General features: G+C 50.9%; 24 protein-coding genes. 17 read left to right on the top strand and 7 right to left on the bottom strand.

Annotation, left to right across the window (positions count from 1 at the left end; genetic code table 11):
• The first annotated feature begins 226 nt into the window (after positions 1-226).
• The gene (locus L1N82_RS04940; protein WP_235286268.1) at positions 227-1,462 is read left to right on the top strand and encodes a GTP-binding protein; all 1,236 of its coding nucleotides are present in this window, start codon (positions 227-229) and stop codon (positions 1,460-1,462) included.
• A gap of 19 nt (positions 1,463-1,481) precedes the next feature.
• Entirely contained in the window at positions 1,482-1,631 is a 150-nt protein-coding gene (gene rpmG, locus L1N82_RS04945; RefSeq protein ID WP_235286269.1) for a 50S ribosomal protein L33, read from the top strand.
• Positions 1,632-1,738: 107 nt separating this feature from the next.
• Here rpmG and L1N82_RS04950 read toward each other — a convergent pair whose 3' ends face one another.
• Entirely contained in the window at positions 1,739-2,020 is a 282-nt protein-coding gene (locus L1N82_RS04950) for a hypothetical protein (protein ID WP_235286270.1), read from the bottom strand.
• A 44-nt stretch (positions 2,021-2,064) separates the two neighbouring features.
• Positions 2,065-2,358 carry a DUF3055 domain-containing protein gene (locus L1N82_RS04955; protein ID WP_235286271.1) on the bottom strand — a complete coding sequence of 98 codons (294 nt, stop codon included), beginning with the start codon at positions 2,356-2,358 and terminating at the stop codon, positions 2,065-2,067.
• 255 nt (positions 2,359-2,613) lie between these two features.
• On the opposite strand from L1N82_RS04955, the gene L1N82_RS04960 reads away from it, so the two are divergent.
• The 7 genes from L1N82_RS04960 (at position 2,614) to L1N82_RS04990 (ending at position 9,780) form a co-directional block, all read left to right on the top strand.
• Positions 2,614-3,600 (top strand): HRDC domain-containing protein, encoded by a 987-nt coding sequence (locus tag L1N82_RS04960; RefSeq protein ID WP_235286272.1) that lies wholly within the window; start codon positions 2,614-2,616, stop codon positions 3,598-3,600.
• A gap of 133 nt (positions 3,601-3,733) precedes the next feature.
• Complete coding sequence (locus tag L1N82_RS04965; RefSeq protein ID WP_235286273.1) at positions 3,734-4,192, top strand: chemotaxis protein CheX; 459 nt, start codon at positions 3,734-3,736, stop codon at positions 4,190-4,192.
• Between the two features lie 78 nt (positions 4,193-4,270).
• Complete coding sequence (locus L1N82_RS04970) at positions 4,271-5,044, top strand: SDR family NAD(P)-dependent oxidoreductase (RefSeq protein ID WP_235286274.1); 774 nt, start codon at positions 4,271-4,273, stop codon at positions 5,042-5,044.
• Between the two features lie 34 nt (positions 5,045-5,078).
• Entirely contained in the window at positions 5,079-6,539 is a 1,461-nt protein-coding gene (locus L1N82_RS04975; protein WP_235286275.1) for a DEAD/DEAH box helicase, read from the top strand.
• Between the two features lie 138 nt (positions 6,540-6,677).
• Positions 6,678-7,460 (top strand): ABC transporter ATP-binding protein, encoded by a 783-nt coding sequence (locus L1N82_RS04980; RefSeq protein WP_235286276.1) that lies wholly within the window; start codon positions 6,678-6,680, stop codon positions 7,458-7,460.
• Positions 7,444-8,688: an ABC transporter permease gene (locus L1N82_RS04985; RefSeq protein WP_235286277.1), complete on the top strand. Its 1,245-nt coding sequence runs from the start codon at positions 7,444-7,446 to the stop codon at positions 8,686-8,688. The genes L1N82_RS04980 and L1N82_RS04985 overlap by 17 nt, the downstream gene beginning before the upstream one ends.
• A 24-nt stretch (positions 8,689-8,712) precedes the next feature.
• Positions 8,713-9,780: an aminopeptidase gene (locus L1N82_RS04990; protein ID WP_235286278.1), complete on the top strand. Its 1,068-nt coding sequence runs from the start codon at positions 8,713-8,715 to the stop codon at positions 9,778-9,780.
• Between the two features lie 24 nt (positions 9,781-9,804).
• On the opposite strand, the gene L1N82_RS04995 is transcribed toward L1N82_RS04990, so the two are convergent.
• From L1N82_RS04995 to L1N82_RS05005, 3 genes are all read right to left on the bottom strand, one after another.
• Positions 9,805-10,257 (bottom strand): hypothetical protein, encoded by a 453-nt coding sequence (locus L1N82_RS04995; protein WP_235286279.1) that lies wholly within the window; start codon positions 10,255-10,257, stop codon positions 9,805-9,807.
• Between the two features lie 5 nt (positions 10,258-10,262).
• The gene (locus tag L1N82_RS05000; protein ID WP_235286280.1) at positions 10,263-10,619 is read right to left on the bottom strand and encodes a (2Fe-2S) ferredoxin domain-containing protein; all 357 of its coding nucleotides are present in this window, start codon (positions 10,617-10,619) and stop codon (positions 10,263-10,265) included.
• Positions 10,620-10,812: 193 nt separating this feature from the next.
• On the bottom strand, positions 10,813-12,123 hold the full coding sequence (locus L1N82_RS05005; RefSeq protein WP_235286281.1) for an aminotransferase class I/II-fold pyridoxal phosphate-dependent enzyme: 1,311 nt from the start codon (positions 12,121-12,123) through the stop codon (positions 10,813-10,815).
• 226 nt (positions 12,124-12,349) lie between these two features.
• Between L1N82_RS05005 and L1N82_RS05010 the strand changes: the two genes are divergently transcribed.
• The 6 genes from L1N82_RS05010 to L1N82_RS05035 all read left to right on the top strand — a co-directional run bounded on the left by L1N82_RS05010 (position 12,350) and on the right by L1N82_RS05035 (position 16,509).
• The gene (locus tag L1N82_RS05010) at positions 12,350-13,009 is read left to right on the top strand and encodes a TetR/AcrR family transcriptional regulator (RefSeq protein WP_235286282.1); all 660 of its coding nucleotides are present in this window, start codon (positions 12,350-12,352) and stop codon (positions 13,007-13,009) included.
• Positions 13,002-13,736 (top strand): ABC transporter ATP-binding protein, encoded by a 735-nt coding sequence (locus L1N82_RS05015; RefSeq protein ID WP_235286283.1) that lies wholly within the window; start codon positions 13,002-13,004, stop codon positions 13,734-13,736. The genes L1N82_RS05010 and L1N82_RS05015 overlap by 8 nt, the downstream gene beginning before the upstream one ends.
• 4 nt (positions 13,737-13,740) lie before the next feature.
• Entirely contained in the window at positions 13,741-14,427 is a 687-nt protein-coding gene (locus tag L1N82_RS05020; protein WP_235286284.1) for an ABC transporter permease, read from the top strand.
• Positions 14,428-14,467: 40 nt separating this feature from the next.
• Positions 14,468-15,250 carry a DUF4097 family beta strand repeat-containing protein gene (locus L1N82_RS05025; protein WP_235286285.1) on the top strand — a complete coding sequence of 261 codons (783 nt, stop codon included), beginning with the start codon at positions 14,468-14,470 and terminating at the stop codon, positions 15,248-15,250.
• Positions 15,251-15,334: 84 nt separating this feature from the next.
• Entirely contained in the window at positions 15,335-15,505 is a 171-nt protein-coding gene (locus L1N82_RS05030) for a DUF308 domain-containing protein (protein WP_235286286.1), read from the top strand.
• Positions 15,506-15,723: 218 nt separating this feature from the next.
• Entirely contained in the window at positions 15,724-16,509 is a 786-nt protein-coding gene (locus L1N82_RS05035; protein WP_235286287.1) for a helix-turn-helix domain-containing protein, read from the top strand.
• Positions 16,510-16,705: 196 nt separating this feature from the next.
• Here L1N82_RS05035 and asd read toward each other — a convergent pair whose 3' ends face one another.
• Positions 16,706-17,494: an archaetidylserine decarboxylase gene (gene asd, locus L1N82_RS05040; protein WP_235286288.1), complete on the bottom strand. Its 789-nt coding sequence runs from the start codon at positions 17,492-17,494 to the stop codon at positions 16,706-16,708.
• Between the two features lie 727 nt (positions 17,495-18,221).
• Here asd and L1N82_RS05045 point away from each other — a divergent pair.
• Positions 18,222-19,349, top strand: coding sequence for an MFS transporter (locus L1N82_RS05045; protein ID WP_235286304.1), 1,128 nt, complete (start codon positions 18,222-18,224; stop codon positions 19,347-19,349).
• Between the two features lie 111 nt (positions 19,350-19,460).
• On the opposite strand, the gene L1N82_RS05050 is transcribed toward L1N82_RS05045, so the two are convergent.
• Positions 19,461-19,904, bottom strand: a complete 444-nt coding sequence (locus L1N82_RS05050; protein WP_235286289.1) for an Lrp/AsnC family transcriptional regulator — start codon at positions 19,902-19,904, stop codon at positions 19,461-19,463.
• A gap of 467 nt (positions 19,905-20,371) precedes the next feature.
• On the opposite strand from L1N82_RS05050, the gene L1N82_RS05055 reads away from it, so the two are divergent.
• Positions 20,372-21,568, top strand: coding sequence for a glycosyltransferase family 4 protein (locus tag L1N82_RS05055; RefSeq protein WP_235286290.1), 1,197 nt, complete (start codon positions 20,372-20,374; stop codon positions 21,566-21,568).
• Positions 21,569-21,601: the final 33 nt, after the last annotated feature.

Consider the following 21,601-nt stretch of genomic DNA (forward strand, 5'->3'; position numbering starts at 1 on the left):
CCACACGCTGCTGCCGGGTCTTTTTGCATGCTTATAATGAGGGCCGATTCATTCGTGAAGCATGGAGCCGCTTGACAAGGAAAGAAAGGTGCTCTACTATTGTATAGTAATAATTACGATTAAATAATATGCGGGTGTTTACAGAGTGAAGGACGACGAAACGTAAAGGTTGCTCTCAGGCTTCATTCCGTCATAAACCCGTAAATATTACGCTTGGGAGGCTTGTATGGCTATATTAGATACCACCAGCTGTGCTACTAAGCTGCCTGTTACCGTACTCAGCGGCTATCTTGGCTCCGGTAAAACGACGCTGCTGAATCATGTGCTGCATAACCGGCAGGGATTGCGGGTAGCTGTTATCGTCAATGATTTGAGCGAGGTGAATATTGACGCTGGTCTGATCAAGAATGGAGGCGGTCTGTTACGAACAGAAGAGAAGCTGGTGGAAATGTCCAATGGTTGTATCTGCTGTACGCTTCGTGAGGACCTTCTGCAGGAGGTTCAGAGACTGGCTGAAGATGGACGATACGATTATATACTCATTGAATCGACCGGAGTCGGCGAACCGGTTCCTGTGGCTCAGACGTTCTGCTACCGGGATGTAGAACAGGGGATAGACTTGACCGAATACTGCAGGCTTGACTGTATGGTAACGGTGGTGGATGCTTACCGGTTTTGGCACGATTTCTCTTCCGGTGAGACGTTACTGGATCGGGGACAGGAGGTTGGACAAGAGGACCACCGTGATGTAGTCGACCTGCTGATTGATCAGATCGAATTTTGCGATGTGCTGGTGCTGAATAAGTGTGACCTGGTGAGTGAAGAGGATCTGGCAGAGCTCGAAGGTATTCTGCACAAGCTTCAGCCAAGGGCGAAGTTGATCCGCGCCGAGCATGGGGTCATCGATCCGTCTGAAATCATGAATACCGGGTTGTTTAATTTTGAGGAAGCTAGTACCTCCGCTGGTTGGATCAAGGAGATGGAGCAGTCTTCGCATTCACCTGAAACGGAGGAGTACGGTATATCATCGTTTGTATACGAGCGGACGAGACCGTTTCATCCAGAGCGGCTTGCTGCTTGGATGGCGGATTGGCCGGAGGAAATTGTGCGTGCTAAAGGTATCGTCTGGCTGGCTACCAGAAACTTAACCGCGCAATCAATCAGCCAGGCGGGTCCTTCCATCCAATTCGGCCCAGCCGGCTACTGGGTGTCCGCATTGCCGGAAGAAGAGCGGCGCCAGCTTTTGCTCGACGAGCCAGAGATAGCTGATTCTTGGCATCCGGTATACGGAGACCGGGTCAACAGGATTGTATTCATTGGAATCCGTATCGACCGTAAGGCGCTGGAAGCTGGACTTGACTGCTGTTTGCTGACGGATGAGGAAATGGGCACAAGTTGGAAATCTTTTGCCGATGTGCTGCCTGGAGCAGCTATGGAGGCTGAGACGGCCTCCGTTAACTAACCGAGAGGGGCAAATAATCATGAGAGTAATCGTAACGTTGGCCTGCACGGAGACAGGCGACCGTAACTATACGACGACGAAGAATAAGCGCGCTCATCCGGGTCGTCTTGAAATGCGCAAATACTGTCCGCGGCTGAAGCGGCATACGCTTCACAGGGAAACCAGATAGCGGAGTGGTCTTTGACGGTCTGCAATAATCAAAATAATCAAGGCTGCCGGTTTGGACGGCAGCCTTGATATGTTGTAGAGATACGGGATTGCTAGCTGATCATGGTCCTAGGGTTCATCCATTACCTCAGGAGCGGCATTGCCCATGCCTTGATCTCCGGGAAAATCACGGTCCAATCCTTTGTGGAGGCTCCGATTCTCATAATCGAAGCGATTGATCGGACGCTGGTCGATTCTCCATGGTCGGCTCTTCCCAAGTGATTCGGTGAGCAGTGTTGCTCCATAAGGACCTTCCGGAAATTCCTCGGCGGTCAGATCATTGCGCTGTGATTCGACCGTACTGACATCACGGTACGTTCTCCGGTCTTCCTGCTTGAAGCCGTCAGCCACTAGAATCCCTCCCTTATTGGTGGTCTGTCTTTAAGATGCCCCAGTTAATCGGTAAAATTCACCGTACCAACAACAAAGTAGAGAAATTGCTCCAGCTCAGCAGCTTCCTCTTCAGTGAGCTTGAAGACATGGGCGAGATAGCCCTCTTCCTCCAGGTCATCGGCCCCCAGTATGGCTGTAATGCCATTCTGCAGATCCGTTACGAGCTTTTTTCCGTAGAAACGGCTTGTAGTTGTGATGGCAAGATCAAACCGCTTCATACCGGGAGTGATGAAGGTTACGAATCTCGTGGATGTATCTTCAGTCGTATCAGACATAAAATCGTATTCGGGCAGCATATCAGACCTCCGTGTGCAGATGTGTATTACCTTCATTATACATCTACTACGCAAAAATCAACACGTCAACACATCTTCTGTTCGTCTTGCCAAAAGGATACAGAGGTGGTATATTGAGTGCAGTCGAATATTTGATCGTGAGGAAGCACCTCTCCGCAACCAAGCCGGAGGGGTGTTTTTTGTGTTTACAGCTGTGCAGTGGAGTTGCGGAGAGAGGCACCCGGTCAGGGTTCGCAATTTCTGGAGGTGCAGAAGATGAGAGTTGTTTTCTTGAACACATTGGAGAAGCAGCAGGAAGACGGCCGGATTGTAACGGCTCAGGTAACCATCGGGGAGGAGCATGGACGCTGGAGTGTGGAGTGGCGGGATGAGGCAAGCGGCGAGACAAGCGTATGGTATGAAGGCACATCATGGGAAGAGATGCTGGCGGCCTTCCGGCACGGTGCTGCCGTAAAGATGGGGGATGGCTATGAGCCGATGCTGGATGGCATACTGGAAGACCGCAAAGCAGCTTCCGGTGGAATTGCCGGCATGCTTCAGTGCTACGCTGAGCAGCATGTAAGGGAAGAGGTATTCGAAGAGCTGCGTGAGTGGCGCCGGGGCCGTGCGGCAGAAGAGAAGAAGGCAGCTTATGTCGTTGCCAATAACCGGATGCTCCGAATGATTGCAGCATTTATCCCGCATACGGAGGAGGAACTTAAGAACATACCAGGCTGGGGAGAAGCGCGTAGTGCTACCTATGGTTCTGCCGTCCTGGACATTACAACCCGTTATGAGCGCTCCACGGTATTCCCGCTTGACTGGGTGGCGGGGCAATTGGACCCGGAGGCCTACACCAAGTGGCTCTACCGGCAGAAGGAAGATAAGTACCGGCTGGAAATGGAGCGACATCAGGTGAACCGGCTAATCTTAAGCGGAATTCAGGATGGAAGCAGCCTTGATGAGCTTCAGGAAGTATCTGGCATGCAGCGCCGAGATCTGATTATTCGGATCGAGGAGCTTGATGAGGCGGGCTATGATACGACCCCGCTGTTAAGGCAGGAGCTGGATCGATATCCGCAGGATGAACAGGAGAAGATTATTCAAGCTCTTAACCAGGTAGGGGATATGTATCTGAAGCCTGTTCTTCAACATGTCTATAAAGAGGATGAACTGCAGGGCAAACCGCTGGAGCCGCTGTATGAAAAGTTGCGGCTGATGAGGCTTTACTACCGTCATAGCACAGGAGCACAAGCGGGATAAATGAGCGGTACTGCCGATTTGACAGAAGGGCGGAACTGACAAAACAATAGTATACTTGACCCATGCGTTCAAGTATAATAGGGTCATAGACAATGATCGAATAATGTCGAACAGAAAGGGGAAATGACTTAATATGAAGGCAGAATATATCAATCCGTTTCTGGAATCGGCAAGAGTCGTCATTGAACAGATGGTCAGTATCCGCCCGGAAGCCGGGCAGTTGGGCATTAAGGAAGTTATTTTCGTCGAAAAATATATCTGGATACAAATTGGTATGACGGGTCAAATGAGCGGTGATATAGTGTTTGGTATCAGCGAGCCCGTTGCGTTGAGGCTGATTTCGGCGATGATGGGCGGGTTCGCCATATCCGAGATCGATGAGATTGGCAAAAGCGCGATATCGGAACTCGGTAATATGATCAGCGGCAATGCCAGCACAATGCTGTTTAACCAAGGCGTTAAGGTCGATATAACACCACCGAAGGTCCTGCATTCCGCTCAAGCAGCCGGTTTTACCCCTCATAAAGCACTTACCATTCCGCTTATTATAGAAGGAATCGGTGAACTGGATATCCAGGTGCTAATCGCTTAATTATATTCACTCCCCTGCAGGGGAGTTTTTTTGCTTATTGTGCCAGATTTTTAGTAAACTGATAAACAGGTGATGTGAATGTTGACAGGAAAGAGAGTACTGATAACCGGTGCTGGCAGCGGTATTGGCGCCATAACGGCGCAAATGCTTGCGGAGCGGGGGGCTGTCCCGATTCTGACAGGACGTAATGAAGCGAAGCTCAAGGAGGCCGCGTCGCTTATCAAGGGCAGCCACGGCGTTTATGTTCTTGATGTGAATGACAACCGCGAGGTGAAGCGGGTGACGGAACAAATCATAGCGGATTACAAGGGTCTGGACGTGCTTCTTAATAATGCTGGCTACGCCGTCTTTGACTATTTTGAAGAGGCAAAAGTTGAGGACTTTGAAGAAATGATGAATACCAATTACTTGGGGATCGTCCGGTGCACGAAGGCCGTCCTGCCTGTCTTCCTCCAACAGGGGCATGGGCAGATTGTGAATGTTGCCTCGATGGCAGGGAAGATTGGAACCGCGAAGTCCACAGCATATACGGCGACCAAGCATGCCGTACTGGGCTTTACGAATGCCCTTCGGGCGGAGATGAAGGACCGGGGGATAACAGTGTCAGCCGTCAACCCTGGGCCGATTGACACACCTTTCTTCACCAAGGCTGATCCTGAGGGAACTTACGTACGTAACGTGAAAGCCTTCATGATGAAGCCCGAACGGGTAGCTGCCGCCATTCTGAAGGTGATTGATAAAGGAATTGCGGAAGTGGACATTCCTTTGTCGGCCGCCGCTGGAATCAAGCTGTATCAGCTGTTCCCGAGACTGGCTGACAGACTGGTCGGCCCTATGCTTAATAAGAAATAGATTACAATCGAGAAGCGGCATGAGGAGGATCATCATGGTGACAAGCTGGGAGCAGCTGGAACTCCGTTCCGAGCTTATCGGACAGTTAAAGGACTTTGAAATAACCGAACCGACCACGGTTCAGCAAGAGGCGATTCCCGCAATCGCATCCGGAAGAGACTTATACGCGAGATCTCAGACAGGTACTGGTAAGACACTCGCCTATCTGCTGCCGCTGCTTAACCGCATGGATACGGCCGTCTCTGATATTCAGGCGGTAATACTGGCCCCAACACAGGAGCTCGCCATGCAGATTGTCCGCGTAGCGGAGCGTTATGCGGAGGCTTGCGGTTTGCGGGTGCAGCAGTTGATCGGCGGGGCGGCATTGAAGCGGCAGGTTGAGAAGCTGAAGCTTAAGCCGCATCTCATCGTGGGTACACCAGGCCGGATTCATGAGCTGGTTGCCCAGCGTAAGCTGAAGCTGCACAACGCCAGGACAATCGTTATTGACGAAGCGGACCAAATGTTCGAGCTAGGTTCGACCAAGGAGGTTGAAACGGTTATATCCGCTCTGGGACCAGACCGCCAAATCGCCTTCTTCTCGGCGACGCTTCCCGAGGAGATGGAACGGCTGGCCGGCAGATGGATGAAAGAGCCTGTGCGCATTGATGTCCAGCCGGAGCATCGTGTGGCCGAGACGATTAGTCATTATTATATTCTCAGCGAAGGCAGAGATAAGTTCGAGACCGCGAAGAAGCTGCTGCATGCCTTTGCGCCTTCTTCGGCACTTCTGTTCATGAATGACACGGACCAGATCGCCAACTGGGAAGCGAAGCTCGCTTTCGAAGGATTTACCGTCGAGTCGCTGTATGGGGACGCAGACAAGTTGAAGCGGTCTCAGACGCTTGAACGTTTCAGAAGCGGCAGATGCCAGCTGCTGCTGGCAACTGATGTGGCAGCAAGAGGCATTGATATTGAGCAACTGCCGCTTGTACTTAATATTGATGCACCGCAGGACCCCGACCGCTATGTGCATCGTGCGGGGCGGACAGGCCGTATGGGCCGGGAAGGTACCGTTTTTACGATTGTGACCTTCCGTGACAGCTACCTGGCCGAGAAGCTTTCCAAGCGGCTTGGTATTGAGATTAAAGAACGGGTTCTGTACGGCGGGAAAATTCTGGCGCGTGAAGAGCTGAAGCGAGGCTCTAGGAGTGGTTCGCCGCCAAGAGGAGCTGGTACCGGCAAAGCTTCTGCTGACAGAGGGGACAGGGATTTAAGGAATGGAAGAGGACGTTCCGGGGAAACGGGCAGGAGCGTTTCCGGCGAAATAAGCGCAGCCCCAGCGTCCTCAGCAGGACGTAAAGGGCTTCCTTCTGAGCGCGGCAAAGAGGGTGTAAGGAAGCTTTCACCGGCCAGGGCAAAGGCGGAGAAGGAGAAAGAGCGGAAGAACAAGGGAGCGCCCAAATGGCTCAAGGCCAAACGCGAGAATGGCAGCGGCGGAGAACAGCAGAAGTAGGGACGTATGCCCGCTGAAAAGGAATCTGCCTAATGCGGGAGACCAGCTGGCCGCCAGCCTGGATAAGAGCCGCAGTATTGCGCTGGCTGCACCAGTGTATGTCCTGCGGCTTGTTCTTAATAGAAGGCATAATTATGAATGAGAGGTGATACGGTGAGCGGGGAACCGATCTTGAAGGTAAGCGGGCTCACGGGAGGATACAGTCCACGGAAACCTGTTCTGCATGATATAAGCTTCGGTATCCAGCCGGGGGAGATGGTGGGCCTGATTGGACTTAATGGCGCCGGTAAAAGCACAACCATCAAGCATATTCTGGGGTTGATGCAGCCGCACAGCGGCGAAGTGCGCATTAAGGGAACGACACTGGATGATAATTCTGAGGTATACCGTTCGGCTTTCGCATATGTTCCGGAGACACCGGTGCTGTTCGACGAGCTTACAGTAGAGGACCATCTCCGTCTGACAGGGATGGCTTATGACGTGCCGGAGCCGTCCTATTCGCAGCGATGCGGCGATTTGCTCAAGGAATTCCACATGAATCCGAAGAGGAAAGCGTTCGCCGGCCACCTGTCCAAAGGCATGAAGCAGAAGGTTATGCTGATGAATGCGCTGCTTGCGGAGCCGCCTCTGTATATTATCGATGAGCCGTTTGTGGGTCTTGACCCGCTGGGCATACGCTCACTCCTTGAACGCCTTGTCGAGGTTAAGCGTCAGGGTGCGGCAATCCTGATGAGCTCGCATATTCTTGCAACTGTCGAGTCGTATTGCGATCGTTTCCTTGTGCTTCACGGAGGCAGGCTGGTGGCCAGCGGTACGCTGGAGGATGTCAGGGCGGCAGCGGGCGGTTGGGCCTCTTCCTTGGAGGAGGCATTCTACAGACTGGTTACAGACGAGGGAGATACCAATGGACCGGTCGCTTGAAGAGCTGTGGAGCAAACGGTCGTCCGACTTCTGGAGAGAAGCTGCCCCTTACATCCGTTATATGCTGCAGAGCGGTTTTCCTGCCTTCCTGTCTCTCGTCGGCATTGCCCTGCTCGTGAGCTATAGCAGCTTCCTGAGACAGGTGCCGGAGCATTATCCAATTGCTTTGACGGGAGCTGCTGCGCTCCTGCCGTTCGTCTGCTGGTCGCCGCTGCGAAGCTGGCTCGTATCAGCGGATATTGTCTTTCTAATGCCGCGGGAAAGTGGCATGAAGCCTTACATACTCCGCTCGGCAAGGCGAGGTCTAGCCGTTACATCCATCTGGACGGCGGTTGCCTTTATTGCCTTTCTTCCGCTTTACTACAAGGGAGCAGCGCTGGTGCATCCGCTGGCAGCAGCTGCTATGCTGGCCTTGCTGAAAGGCATGCATGCTTACGCTGCATGGATAGAGAGACGGATGACCTACACGGCTGCCCGCAGGATGTACCGCCTGCTGAGATGGGCGCTGACTGCCATAGTACTGGTCTCCTTATTTACCTTTCCATTGTGGAAAACATTGCTGTTCCTCCTGGGAGCCGCCGCTGCCGTCTATGCGGCGCTCAAGCTGCCGCGTAAGCACGGATTCCCGTGGGAGAGGCTGATTATCGAGGAAGCGCGGACGAGACGGGGATATTACCGTTTCTTTAGCATGTTCATTGATGTGCCTGCTGCGGGGACAGTTGTGGCTAAACGTGCTTATCTGGCCTGGCTATCCGCCCTGGTGCCTTATAGAAGACGCAGTACTTATACCTTTCTGTATACCCAGACGGTTATCAGAACGGAGACTGGCGGGATCCTGCTGCGGCTGACAGGTCTTGGGGCACTGTCGTCATACTTTGCCGCCCAGAGCGGATCACTGGACGGGTGGGCGGCTGTCGTGCTCTGCTGCCTATTTACAGCCGTCCTTGGCATGCAGCTCGGGACGGTCCGCCACGTACACAGGTATTCGGTATGGCAGCATGTATATCCGCTGCCCTCAGCGACACGCTTCCAGTCGCTGCTGAAGGTTGCGCGTGCAGCTCATCTGCTTTGTGCCGTGCTGATCGCATGCTTTACTGTGGTGCCGCTGACTCTACAGGGCTTGTGGCTGCCAGCGGCCGCTGCCGCGTTTATAGTTATCCTGTATGCGGCAGTAATTGCGCCTTACCGTCTCATGGCCAGAATGGCTAAGGAACGCGAGGATGACTAGTTGATATTAAGGGGGAAATAAGCAATGGGAGATCCGCGAGTGAAAGAGTTAGCCCGCATACTGGTGCATCACTCTATTAATGTGCAGCCGGGAGAGAAGATATTAATTATAGGAGACGCCGAGACGGCTCCGCTGATTAAGGAGGTTTACCGCACCGTATTGAAGGCTGGGGGGCATCCGATGCTGCAGGTCGGCCTTGCCGAGCTGAACAAGATTTTATACGATGAGGCGGGTGGTGAGCAGCTTGATGATGTAGATGTTCTGGAGTGGCTGTATCATCGTGCCGATGGCCTGATACGTATTCTGGGTTCAGCGAACAACAAGGAGCTTACGAATGTCGATCCGGAGAAGCTGAAGCGGCGCAGCCGTGCAACCTCTAAGCTTTCCCGTTATCTGATGCAGGGCGGTGCCAAGTGGGTGCTCACCATGTTCCCTACCCAGGCGCAGGCACAGGATGCGGACATGTCGCTGGAGGAGTATGAGCATTTTGTCTACAGTGCCACCAATGTGGATTATGCGGCGATGGAGCGTTCTATGCTCGGAGCTGTACAGAAATTTAACGAGGCCAGCAAGGTGCGGATAGTCGGCAAAGAGACCGATCTGACCGTTGATATCGCAGGCCGTTCAGCAGTTATTTGCGCAGGCAACCGGAACGTCCCGGACGGAGAGTTCTATTTTTCCCCCAATCATCTGCTGACAGAAGGCCATATCTATTATGAGTGGCCGACCGTCTACAACGGCAGGGAAATCTCGGGCATCCGTCTGCGTTTTGAGAAGGGCAGGGTTGTGGAGTATTCCGCGGAAAAGGGCGAAGAAGCGCTTGCCGCTGCGCTGGATACGGACGAGGGGGCAAGATTTCTCGGCGAGCTCGGGATTGGCGTTAACTACGGCATAACAAGGCCAACCAAAGATATCTTGTTCGATGAGAAAATTGGAGGTTCAGTCCATCTGGCTCTTGGGCGGGCCTATGAAATGGGCGGAGCCGGTAATGAGTCCGTCATTCACTGGGATATGGTGAAGAACCTGAAGGATGGCGGAGAGATTTACCTGGATGGTATCCTGGTGCAGAAGAATGGACAGTGGGTATTCTGATCCTAAGAAAGGATATATCCTTCCCTAGAACAGCCGGGCTGTCCGTTCCATCTGCAGACAGAATGAACGGTTATGCATGATGAAGAATGAGGACAGATCATAGCGGTTGTCAGCCGGCTCATAGATAACGAGCAGCCGGTGACGCATCTGGTTCATGGCATGCTGTACGAACTGCTCGGCCCTTGTGGTGCGCTTGCAGGTAATGTAAGCGTATAGGGAATGATCATGAGGGTCATCCAGCAGACTGACGCCGGCACAGGAAAATTCCGTTTGAATGCCGGCCTCCCTCAGCGCTTTAAGAGCTGGAAACAGCTCAGCATCAACTACGGTGTAATCCCAGCCGACCGTCTGCTTGGGCCTGGTGACAACCTTGTCCCGTTCCACCCAAGCAGCCAGCTCCTGTTTCCGGCGAATCCACCTTTCCCGGGAATGGGAGCTTATTGTATGTTCTGCGTGATCATGGTGTGTGCTGGTCATCCTCATTACCCCTTTACAGTTCCTTCTGCTGAGCTTCCCGCCGCTATGAATGTCCGGTCAAACGAATAGGTGATATGAGATTCCAGGCGCTCGCCTGCCAGGTGCCGCCTTACTAATTCTCTTCCGGTTTCGGGCGTAATATCTTTATACCATACCCCTTCGGGATAGGCGATTACAACACAGGCGTCCGCGCAGCGCCCATTGCAGCGGGTACGGGTGGTATGAATTTGCCGGTCGGCATGCTGGGCGGAGATTTCCTCTCTGATCGCCTGAGTGACCTCTTCTCCCATCCGCTTCATGCAGCTGCCGCCATTACAGATAAGCAGGTGACAGCTTGTGTCTTGTAAATTCCAAGTAGCCATGACAGGCTCCTCTCTGTTTCAGATAAGAATGTGAATATCCCTGATCCGTTGTTGCAGTCAGTGAGTTAATAGTAATAATTACTATCATAGTAACAACTAAATATCCTATCGTCAATTTTCCCCTTACATAATAAAGGCTGCCACGGTCGTAGCGGCCGTGACAGCCTTATTGCTAGGGCTTCGTACAGACTAATTATATGCTGGCCTTAGCAGACATAACGTCCTGCACAGCCTGATAAATCGTATCATACAGCTCTTCCAGATGAGTCTCCTCAATACAGGAGAAGGCTACCCGCAGGTCGGTCTCCCCCAGGGCGATGGTGCCGATGCCGTATTCGTCCAGCAGGCGCTGACGCACCGATTCGGCGTCGGCATTCTTGAGCTTCAGGCACATGAAGTACCCGGAGTTAAACGGATAGTAGGTCCAGACATCTCCGTAACGGCCGCTGTCGAGAAGCTCCTTGACACGGTTGGCACGGCCCTTCATAATAGCAAACTTCTCTTCCTTCTGAGCTTCGAAATCCGGTGAGTTTAGCGCATGAAGAACGAACGTCTGGGTCGGATGCGGGCCGCTTGAAATGGTGGCTCGGATAATTCCCAGCGTTTTCTGCTCCAGGGCATTCAGCAGGTCAGCTGACTCAGAGGCGTAGGTGATGAAGCCGACACGGAAACCCCATACATACTCCTCCTTCGTAGCCCCGTCCACTTTTACCGCAAGGACACGCGGATGCAAGCCGGCCAGCTTGCCAAAGAGTGATTCTTGTGCGGAGTCCTCGAAAAACAGACCAAAGTATGCGTCATCGGTTACGGCTACGACGTTGACGCCGGCTTCCGCAGCATCATGAATGGCGGCTGTAATTTCCTCGTATTCCTGAACGCCCGGTGTGTATCCGGTCGGATTGTTCGGGAAGTTCAGGAGAACGATGGCTTTGCCTTTGTCTTTCTGTGCTAACAGGGCTTCCCGCAGAGCGGCGCTGTTAAATTTGTATTGTTCATCATAGAGCGGATACTCAACGATTTCGGCGCCGCGGCGGACTCCGAAGGTCAGCTCATAGTTTTCCCAGTTCTTGTTGGGTATTACGACCGCATCACCCGGGCCTGCGAACAAGTCAGCCACAATACTGAGCCCGTGCGTGAGCGCATTGGTTACGATCGGATTGCCGAATGACTTACCTTCGAGAGAAGGTGTTTCCTTCAGCATCTTGGTCCGCCATGCTGTGCGGAGCTCCGGTTTGCCGGCAGGAGGGGCATATTCATACAGATCTTTCGGATTATAAGCGGAGAGTGTCTCCTGAATCACTTTGAGATGCATCGGCTGGCCCCCTTCGGTGGCGATGCCGATCGTTGCGTTGAACTTATTCGCCTTGGCTTTGGCCTCCGCTGACTGGCTAAGGATGCCTACCTTTGGGAAGTAAATCGCTTTGCCAAGGTCGGACAATACAGCGTGGACGTGCGGATTTTCCCGCTCAATCGTTTCATTCAACTGCTGGGCAAGTGGGTTCATGAATTCTTCTCTCATCCTTCCGAATAAGTCGTATCATTGGTCAGTTTACCAAATGTTAGCCTGATGGCGATTATTATATCACTTTTCGGATTCTCGTTACTATGCAAACATGCAATTTTCTGTGAAAGTCAGCATGCAAGTAAATCAACAAATCCTTAAATTGACAATTCAGGATCTGAATATTAAGATAGATACCGACGGTCGGTATTGAAAGAAAGGGGTACATATGGCTAGAAATAAATATCCAGAGCAAACATTGGAGCAGATTTTAAACGTTTCGGCAAAGCTCTTTACAGAAAAGGGTTTTGAAAAGACCAGTATACAGGACATTATTGATGAATTAGGCATGTCCAAGGGAGCGATTTATCACCATTTCAAATCCAAAGAAGATATTCTGGATGCTGTGATGGAGAAGCAATTCAATTATGCAGCTCAGATGATGGATGATCTAATTCAACATATACAGGCACCGAATGTACGGGAAAAGTTGATCAGTATTTTGGAGAATGTTGTAGCGGACGAAGATGTGCATTCGATTGATGGTCTCTTAAGCACGCAGATGAAGAATCCCCAGTTTGTTGTCAGAGGGATTAAGGCGGGCGTGAAACATGACGCTCCAATCCTTGCACAGATCATGGCGGATGGCAAACAGGACGGCTCTATAATAACCGATTATCCGATTGAATGTGCGGAGGTGTTCCTGCTGCTGGTCAATATATGGATCAATCCCACTCTCTTCGATCGGCAAACTAATGAAACATTAAACCGTTTGAAGTTTTTACAGCAAATGATGCGTCTGTTGGGGGCTGATATTGTAAGCGATAACCTTATCCAAAAAATTGTGGAGCATCATAACAAATTAGGAGGCTATCAACCGAATGAGTAATAGCTTTGCTGTAAGAACGGAACGTCTAGTGAAAACATTCGAGGGCGTCGAAATCATCAAAGGCTGTACCATGAGCATACCACATGGAACCATTTACGGCTTTTTGGGACCCAATGGGGCCGGAAAAACAACCGTGATGAAAATGCTGACGGGTTTGCTGCGGCCGACAGCCGGCAGAGCCGAGGTGCTTGGTATGGATGTTGTGACCCACCGGGACCAAATCCTTAGAAACATTGGTGCGATTATAGAGGTTCCCATCTTTTACGAGCACTTGTCGGCCAGTGAAAACTTAAGCATGCATCTTGCTTATATGGGAGCTGAAGGAATCGATATCACGAAAGCATTAAGTAGCGTTGGTCTTGAACATACAGGTGAACTGCCGGTTTCCAAATTTTCTATGGGAATGCGTCAGCGGCTGGGTATAGCCAGGGCGCTGATCCACAGGCCTAAGCTGTTGATTCTGGATGAACCTATTAATGGACTTGATCTCATGGCTATTCGTGACATAAGGACATTGTTTACGGATCTGGTTCAGAATCACGGAATGACCATTCTTCTCTCCAGTCATATTGTTTCCGAAATTGAGCTTATCGCGGACATTGTGGGAATTATTGCGGATGGTACAGTGAAGCTTGAAGTCCGGCTTTCTGAAATGAAGACGCAATATCCCGGCGGGCTTGAGGATTACTTCATTGACGTCATGAGCGGAGGTCATGAAATTGCTTAGGTTGATGAAACTTGAAATCAAAAAAAATAAAATGAACAACTATACGGTTGCGAGTCTCGTTGCGACCTTGGGTTTGGTTGCTTTCATCTATTTTATTGCTTACGTCGCCCAAGTGGAGAATGAGCCGGACTTTCAGAATTACGCTAACATTTTTTTGTTTGTAGGTATCGTCAGTATGATTGTTTTCAGTATTCTATCGGCGGTTATGTACTCACGTTTCGTGATTGAAGAATATACGGGAAAAAGAATGCTTCTTCTGTTCTCCTACCCTGTCAACCGTCAAAAAGTGCTGCTTGCAAAAATGGCGCTGGTCATCGGGTTTACCACTTTTGCGATGGCCCTGAGCAATATTCCTCCTCTTGTTATATTTAGCATCACAGAATCCATCTCTCCTATTGTAAATGACACACTCTCCTCAGAACTGCTGCTATCCATAGTAAAAACCATCTTTGTACTCTCCATCACGGTTAATGGAATCAGTCTGATTGCAATGAGAATCGGCTTTATGAAACGATCGGTCCCCGCTACTATAGTGACAGCTTTCCTCCTCTGTGCTGTTGTCGGGAATATCGTGATCAGCAGCTTTGGAAATGATGTTCTGCTGTTGATTCTATTAGGCGTCGTAGCCTTAGCAGGGGCCATCGTAATTATTGAGTTAATGAAGAAGGTCAACAGCATGGAAATTGATTAGGGATATGGCTGTGAAGAAACAAAGGTTAGGAGTGGATTAGGTGTTAGCCAATAACGGAACGATGCCGGTTCTTAAAGAGGAATGTATCCATGAGGCGGTGACCGATTTATCATTGGATTGGCTTACGGGCGATGTGCAAATTATGCAAGGGGAAGGCGATGTGATTAAGCTGGTTCAGTACGGGGGCGCAAGGTTTCCACAAGAGAAACGATTTCAGCACGAGCTGCGCTCCGGGGGATTAACGATTATTGACGGTCGCAAGCGCAGGCAGATCATCGGGTTTAATATTCACAAAACGACGCTGGCTGTCTACCTTCCTCGTAAACGACTGAACTCTTTAACGGTCTACAGCACAGGCGGCAGCATAGCGCTTCAAGGGATAGATGCAAGCAAATGCACATGTAAAGTTACTTCGGGCGGGTTAAAAGTATCGGGTATGGTTGATGAGCTGAACCTTCATGGCACAGGTGCGCCGATAAAGGGCGAGGATCTTACAGTTGGCAGATTGGACTTGCACGCTACTTCATCTAAAGTTGAGCTTGAAGGCAAGTTTTCTGAGATTGGATTACGGTCAACGGGTAGAGGAGTAACAATCCGTTCGTCCTGTTTGCCTCAAAAGGTCCAATCCGTTTCAACGGCCTGCCAGGTTACATTAGCCATTCTGGATCATGACGGGTTCACTTTTATATTCAAAAAAACATCAGGCAGCTTTAAGAGCGACTTTCCTCTAAGCCATGTTGGTGAAACGTACAGCTACAAGAACGGCGCGAGTATAATCCGTGCAGAAGTCAGAGGCGGACAATTTATACTGCGGAAGCGGTAAAAGCTGTCGTGACAGTTTTCAGGTGGCTATCGTGGCGAATCATAAATAACTATTGATGTGAATGGATCAAAGGAGGAAAAGACAGTGGAACCAGGTTGGATTGTAGGAACGAGTCTTGCGGTGCTTATTTTATTGGCGGGTGTCATTGGGCTGGCAGTGAGCAAACAGAATCGCAGAAAAAATCGGTGGGGATGGTGGTTCGTCATATTTGGTGTCTGCGCGATCATCAGTGCTTTTGTTAACTTGAGCATTTAACGCTATTACCTCGGAGGTGCAGAGAGATTTACGCGTTTAACAGAAATTTCAACTTGCTGATTATCGGACAGATTATCACCTTGTTTGGAAGTTCGATTCTTCGTTGGCAGTTTCGGCCGATAAGTCTATCATGACATAGTTGCGCGTTCTTTCACCCCTGTTGTATCATGACATCATCAAGCCAGACAGGTTGAAGCTTAGGATTAAGGAGTGCCGATATGCTGCATGTTTCGCCCTCATCGCTCGTTCTGCTGCCGGCTTTCGCCAAAATCGTGTGTGAGCCCGGCTGGAAATGGCAGAAGCGGGAAAAACCGATGGCTAACTATGATTTGTTCTATGTATGGAGCGGTGAAGGGGAGGTCGTCCTGAACGGGCGTCCTTACAAGGTGGGCAAGGGAAGCTGTTTTTTGTTCCGGCCGGGCGACCACACCAGCGCAACTCATGATCCGCAGAAGCCGCTTGTGCTGACATACATTCACTTTGATGTAAATGAGCAGGTGGATGTTATACCGGAGGCGTATCGCCGTTTGCATGAAGTGGTTGATTTTGAATATCTTCTCTCACGTTATGTCAGGCTCTTCCTTATCCAGACCTACGCAGCGGAGGAGGAAGCGAGACTGGTGCTCAAGATGCTGCTGATCCACCTGCTGCGCGAGGACAATGAAGGGCCGGTTGAGCGAAAGGCCAGCAACCAGCTGACCGAATCCATTCATGAGGTAGCCAATTATATACGTCAAAATCCGGGCATTGCGCATCGTGTTGAGGACTTGGCGAAGCGGGCGCAGCTGTCACCACGATACTTCTCGATTAAATTCAAGGAAATGACGGGCATGTCAGTTCAGACCTATATGATTCGGACCCGGATTGAGAGGGCCCAGCATCTGCTGATGCACGCAGGCATGAATGTCACAGAAGTGGCGGATGCGCTCGGCTACCGGGATATCTTCTTCTTCAGCCGGCAGTTTAAGCAGTACACGGGGAAGAGCCCTTCGGAAATCCGGTAAGCGGCTCACAAGGCTGCAAGCGTCATACCCGATCTTATCTACAAGCTGCTGCGGGGGGCAAAGCATGATCCGCCTGCACTGCAAGGCCGAATTACCGCGTTCAAAATGGACAAAGAGGAGCTGACAAGCAGATGAATCTGCCTGCAGCTCCTCTTTGCTGTGGTTGGACAGAAGCGGCCGTGAGAAGCAGCTCCGGTTAAGGCTGCTTCAAAGTACCGAGGGCTTCGCCCATCCGCACCTTCTTGCCGGGCATCAGGTCCTCGCGGAGTAGGAAGGTGTCATCTTCCATAAGCAGTACGACCGTGGAACCGAACTCGAAATAGGCGAGCTCGCCGCCGCGTTCCGTGCTTTCAGCCGCCGGATCAATGTACTTGATGCTGCTCACATTCATCGCACCGACCTTAACGACCGCGATTTCCCCGGTCAGGTGCCGGATGTAGGTGACAAGCCGTTCATTACGGCTCAGCACCCGGCGCATCTGTCTGAGACCAAATTCGTTGACCGGGTAAACCTTGCCCTTGATATGCTCGCGCTCGACGATGCGGCCTTCGACCGGGGCATGGATGCGATGATAGTCAGTGGGACTCAGGTAGAGCACCAGGCAGAAGCCATGCTTGTAATTCTCCATTCGCGGCGAATAGGCAAGCAGTTCCTCAATGGTGTAATCCTGGCCTTTAATATTAAAAATAGAGCCGGCATCAACGGGACCGGCGCCGGTTATTAGCGCATCTACAGGGCTGACAACCAAATCGGGAGCTTCGTCAATAATTCTCATCCCCGGCTTCAGCCTGCGGGTGAAAAATTCGTTAAGCGTCTTATATTCACCGATCTGCTTCTCCGCTTCGTCCACCGATATGCCGTAAATTTTGGCAAAACGGGGGATCAGCCTGCGGCTGGCAGTGGATTGGGCAAATCGACCGGTAAGCTGCGAAATCCACTTTCTGGAGGTAAGCTCGGTCATTGACCTCAGCAGCCATCTCATCATGCGGGTAAATTCACGTCCTCTCTGGCAAGCAAACCGCTTGCCTCGCCCCTAAGTGTGCCATATCCACATGTACAAATCAATAGACTCATGGGTTCTGATTGTGTCTGAGTGCCGTACCGGCAGGAACAGGAATAAACCGGCCGGGCAGTCCTCCGCATGAGACTTACCGCACGCGGGGGATGTTTGGATGAAGAAAAGCAGGCCTCTCCGCGTGTAAAGTGCGCGGCTGCAGCATGATTCGTGTTCACACCTCTGTCACATTTGGTCGAAATGTTGTGATTGTAATCACGGCCTGCTGTCGGGGGTGTCTATACAATCTGCGATGGTGATCGGTGGCACTATTGTATTCCTCGGCATTGGGTTTGTCCTGAATCTCGTTGCTGTGTCGAGAAAATAAAGTTGTAGACAAACAGCATGTATTAAGCTATTTGGGCAGGTTAGCGCAGTCATAGCGGCTAAAATATGATGACCATTTAAATTAACAGTAAGCATTTCAAAATAAATGGATTTCCTTTGTAATAAAGCTTTACTGCCTTTAATGCTGTATGCACAATGAGAGCTGATTTCTGTAAGCTTATCAAAGATAGCAAGTGAGCATTTGAGCTATCTAAAAATACAGAATAAAGGAGCATTCTTTGTGATCTCGAACGAAATATATTCTACCACTACAGAGGACACCGATGTCAAAAAAGAAAGCCTTCCATGGTCAGGTCTGCTGGCGTTAGCTATGGCAGGATTTATCTGCATACTGACGGAAAGTCTGCCTGCTGGTCTATTGCCTCAGATTGCGGGTGGTCTTGGCGTAACGCAGGCGATGGCCGGACAACTGGTTACGTTATATGCAGTGGGCTCCTTGCTGGCTGCCATTCCGCTGACCACAGCGACACGAGGATGGAGACGAAAACCGCTTCTGCTGCTCTGTATCATAGGTTTTCTGGTATTTAACACGGTGACTGCCTTATCTTCGATGTATGCAATTACGCTAATCGCACGTTTCTGTGCAGGAGTAGCAGCGGGAGTGTTGTGGGGAATGACTGCAGGTTATGCACGTCGCATGGTGCCGGAGTCGTTAAAAGGAAAGGCCATAGCCGTCGCTATGGCAGGAACACCTTTAGCATTGGCACTCGGGGTTCCGATAGGAACATTTTTCGGAACGTATGCAGGTTGGCACCTGATCTTTGGAACGGTATCCATATTAACGCTAGCCCTCATCGCATGGGTGCTCTGGAAAGTGCCGGATTATGAAGGAGAGCCCGCTCAGAATCAACTCCCATTGCATAAAATCTTGTTCATAGCTGGAATTCGGCCCATTTTGTTTGTGGTTCTCGTCTGGGTGCTGGCTCACAATATTTTGTACACCTACATCTCTCCATTTCTGGACGATACGGCACTAGCCCATAGAGTCGATCTGATTCTGCTAATATTCGGCGTGACTTCCGTGATCGGCATTTGGATTATTGGGTTACTGATTGATCGTTATATGAGGATATTGGTTTTATCAAGTATTGCGATATTTGCTATTGCCTCAGCGGCAATGGGCATCTGGATAAATCAGCCGGTCGTCATCATCTTCGGTGTCATCGCATGGGGATTGACCTTTGGGGGAGCAGCCACATTACTACAGACAGCTATTGCACATGCAGGAGGACAAAGTGCGGATATCGCCCAATCCATGCTAGTAACGGCGTGGAATCTCGGAATCGGTGCGGGAGGAATGGTTGGTGCTATCCTGCTTAATTGGTTTGGGGCCAGATTCCTACCAGGTTCATTGGTTCTCTTATTGCTAATTACCCTTCTTATAGCTTGGTCCGCCCAAAAACACGGATTTCCTGGGCTCGCTAAAGCAGATTGCTAGATCAAAATAACTTGTTAGGTATCCCTTCTGAACGGATTCCTGCTTTATATGAGAGAGACCGCCCGAATCTAAGTAACCAATAGATGGGCGGTCCAAAATAAATGCGTAATACTAGACGAGAAGATTGGTTCCTTCAATCAGGTTTTTATGGTCAATAGGCGAAGACATCGCGATAAGTGTAGTGTAGGTCCCGTATTTGTCACACTGAACTCCAAACAATTCTAGGCTCGCGATGGAGTCTGTCATAACTTTTATCAAATAGTTATGTTCCCCGCTTACACGATAACATTCAACAACTTCGGGCGAAGAACGGCAGAAATCAAGGAAAGCACTGCATTCTCTGGTTCGAAAAAGTAGATAGGATATACTGTGTTTTCCTATTTTTTGGGGATTAATAACGGTGCGATACTCTTCAATCACCCCGCGTTCTTCCAGTCGTTTCACACGTTCCGTGACGGCTGGTTGTGATAGTCCCACCAGCTTTCCCAATTCGGTCATGGACATTCTGGCTTGGTTTTCCATATGAAACAGGATATTTTTATCGATCTGATCCACATTATCACTTCCTTTTATTATATAGGTTTTTGAGATAATTACCGTCAAATTAATGGTGATTGTAGATCAATCTCTTAAAATATTATGTGATAAAGAAGAAATTACCTTTATAATAAACTCATTAACTTTAAATAATCAAGTGGGTATACCTTGGAGAGAGCGGACGAAGAGAGCCCGCATAGTGAAGCTGATTCCATAAATATTAGCTGGTTACACCGATGTCATAATATTCTTAAATAATTTGTCTAACACTTTGCTTTCGCCGGACAGTTGCCTATACGATCCCGGTTATGGATATGCTGCAGTCCGATTCGCCGGGCGCGAAGGGCTATGTGACCTGGTAATATCGCCGCTGGGACAGTGCCGTTCCGGGATGTCTCTTCTGCGTGTATGCTGAATTAAACCATGCGTTGACATGCAGGCTGCAAGGCCTGCCAGCATGATGTCCGAGGAGGGATGCACCCGTTATGGCACCGTCCAAAGCTGCTTTTATTACACCCGGCTCCTTCGTTATCCCGTCACCGAGCGGCAGCTCGGTCGAACGGGTCGTCGAACATATCGTACCGCTGCTTGACCGAAGCAGGGTTGAACCGCGGATTTACGGCAGGTCCAGCCGCAGGCTGAAACGGATCGGCAGCGTAAGAGGCGTCCGTTGTGAACGGTTTCCCGCGGTGGATAAGGCGTTGTACGTCCGTAAGGTAGGGCGCGCGGCTGCACGCTTCGGACCCCGGCTTATCCAGGTGGAGAACCGGCCGGCATACGCGCTCAGGCTCAAACGTCTGCTGCCGCGCTGTGCAGTGTGGCTGAACCTTCATTCCTCCACGTTTATCGGCAGCCGCTATGTCAGCAGAGAGAAGCTGAACCGCTGCCTTGCAGCCGTTGACCGGATTATTGTGAACAGTCACTATCTGCTTGGCCAGGTTGCCGCCATGGCGCCGGGGCATGCCCACAAGATAAGGGTTATCCATCTGGGAGTAGATACGGACCGGTTCATCTCGCGCTTTACGCCGGAGGGCATGGAGCGAAGAGCGGCGCTGAGGGCGGCAAGAGGCTGGAACGGCCGCAAGGTCGTGCTGTTTGTCGGCAGACTGATCCCAAAGAAGGGCGTTCACCACCTGCTTCATATTGTTCCCCGGCTCGCGGCGGCCCACCCTGATGTGCTTGTTGTCATTGTCGGAAGTCCTTACTACGGCTCTCACCGGATGACTGCCTATGCGCGCCGCCTGCGGCAGCTGGCAGAAGCGGCTAAGGGGCATGTCCGGTTTGTTCCGTATGTATCCTATGCCGAAGTGCCGGACTGGTTCATCGCTGCTGACGCGGCATGTGTACCCTCCGGTGCCCATGAGGCATTCGGGCTTGTCAATGTGGAGGCTATGGCAGCCGGACTGCCTGTTGTGGCGTCACGCGCAGGAGGCATGCCCGAGATCGTTGAGGATGGGGTAACCGGGTATCTGGCGGAACCTGAACAGCTGGCTGAAGGCCTTTACGAACGGTTGTCTCTGCTTCTGTCAGACAGCGGGCTTCGCACTGCAATGGGCATGATGAGCAGGCTGCGCGTAGAGCAGTACTTCAATTGGCAGCGGGCCGCGAACCAGTGGGTAGAGCTTCTGAAGGAATTTGAAGAGCAGCAGGAACACTATCGCCAGAGGCTGCTTACACGATAAAACGGGTTGACAAAAGGTACCAACCGCATTTAT

The sequence above is a fragment of the Paenibacillus tarimensis genome, from assembly GCF_021532315.1.
GTDB lineage: Bacteria > Bacillota > Bacilli > Paenibacillales > Paenibacillaceae > Paenibacillus_I > Paenibacillus_I tarimensis.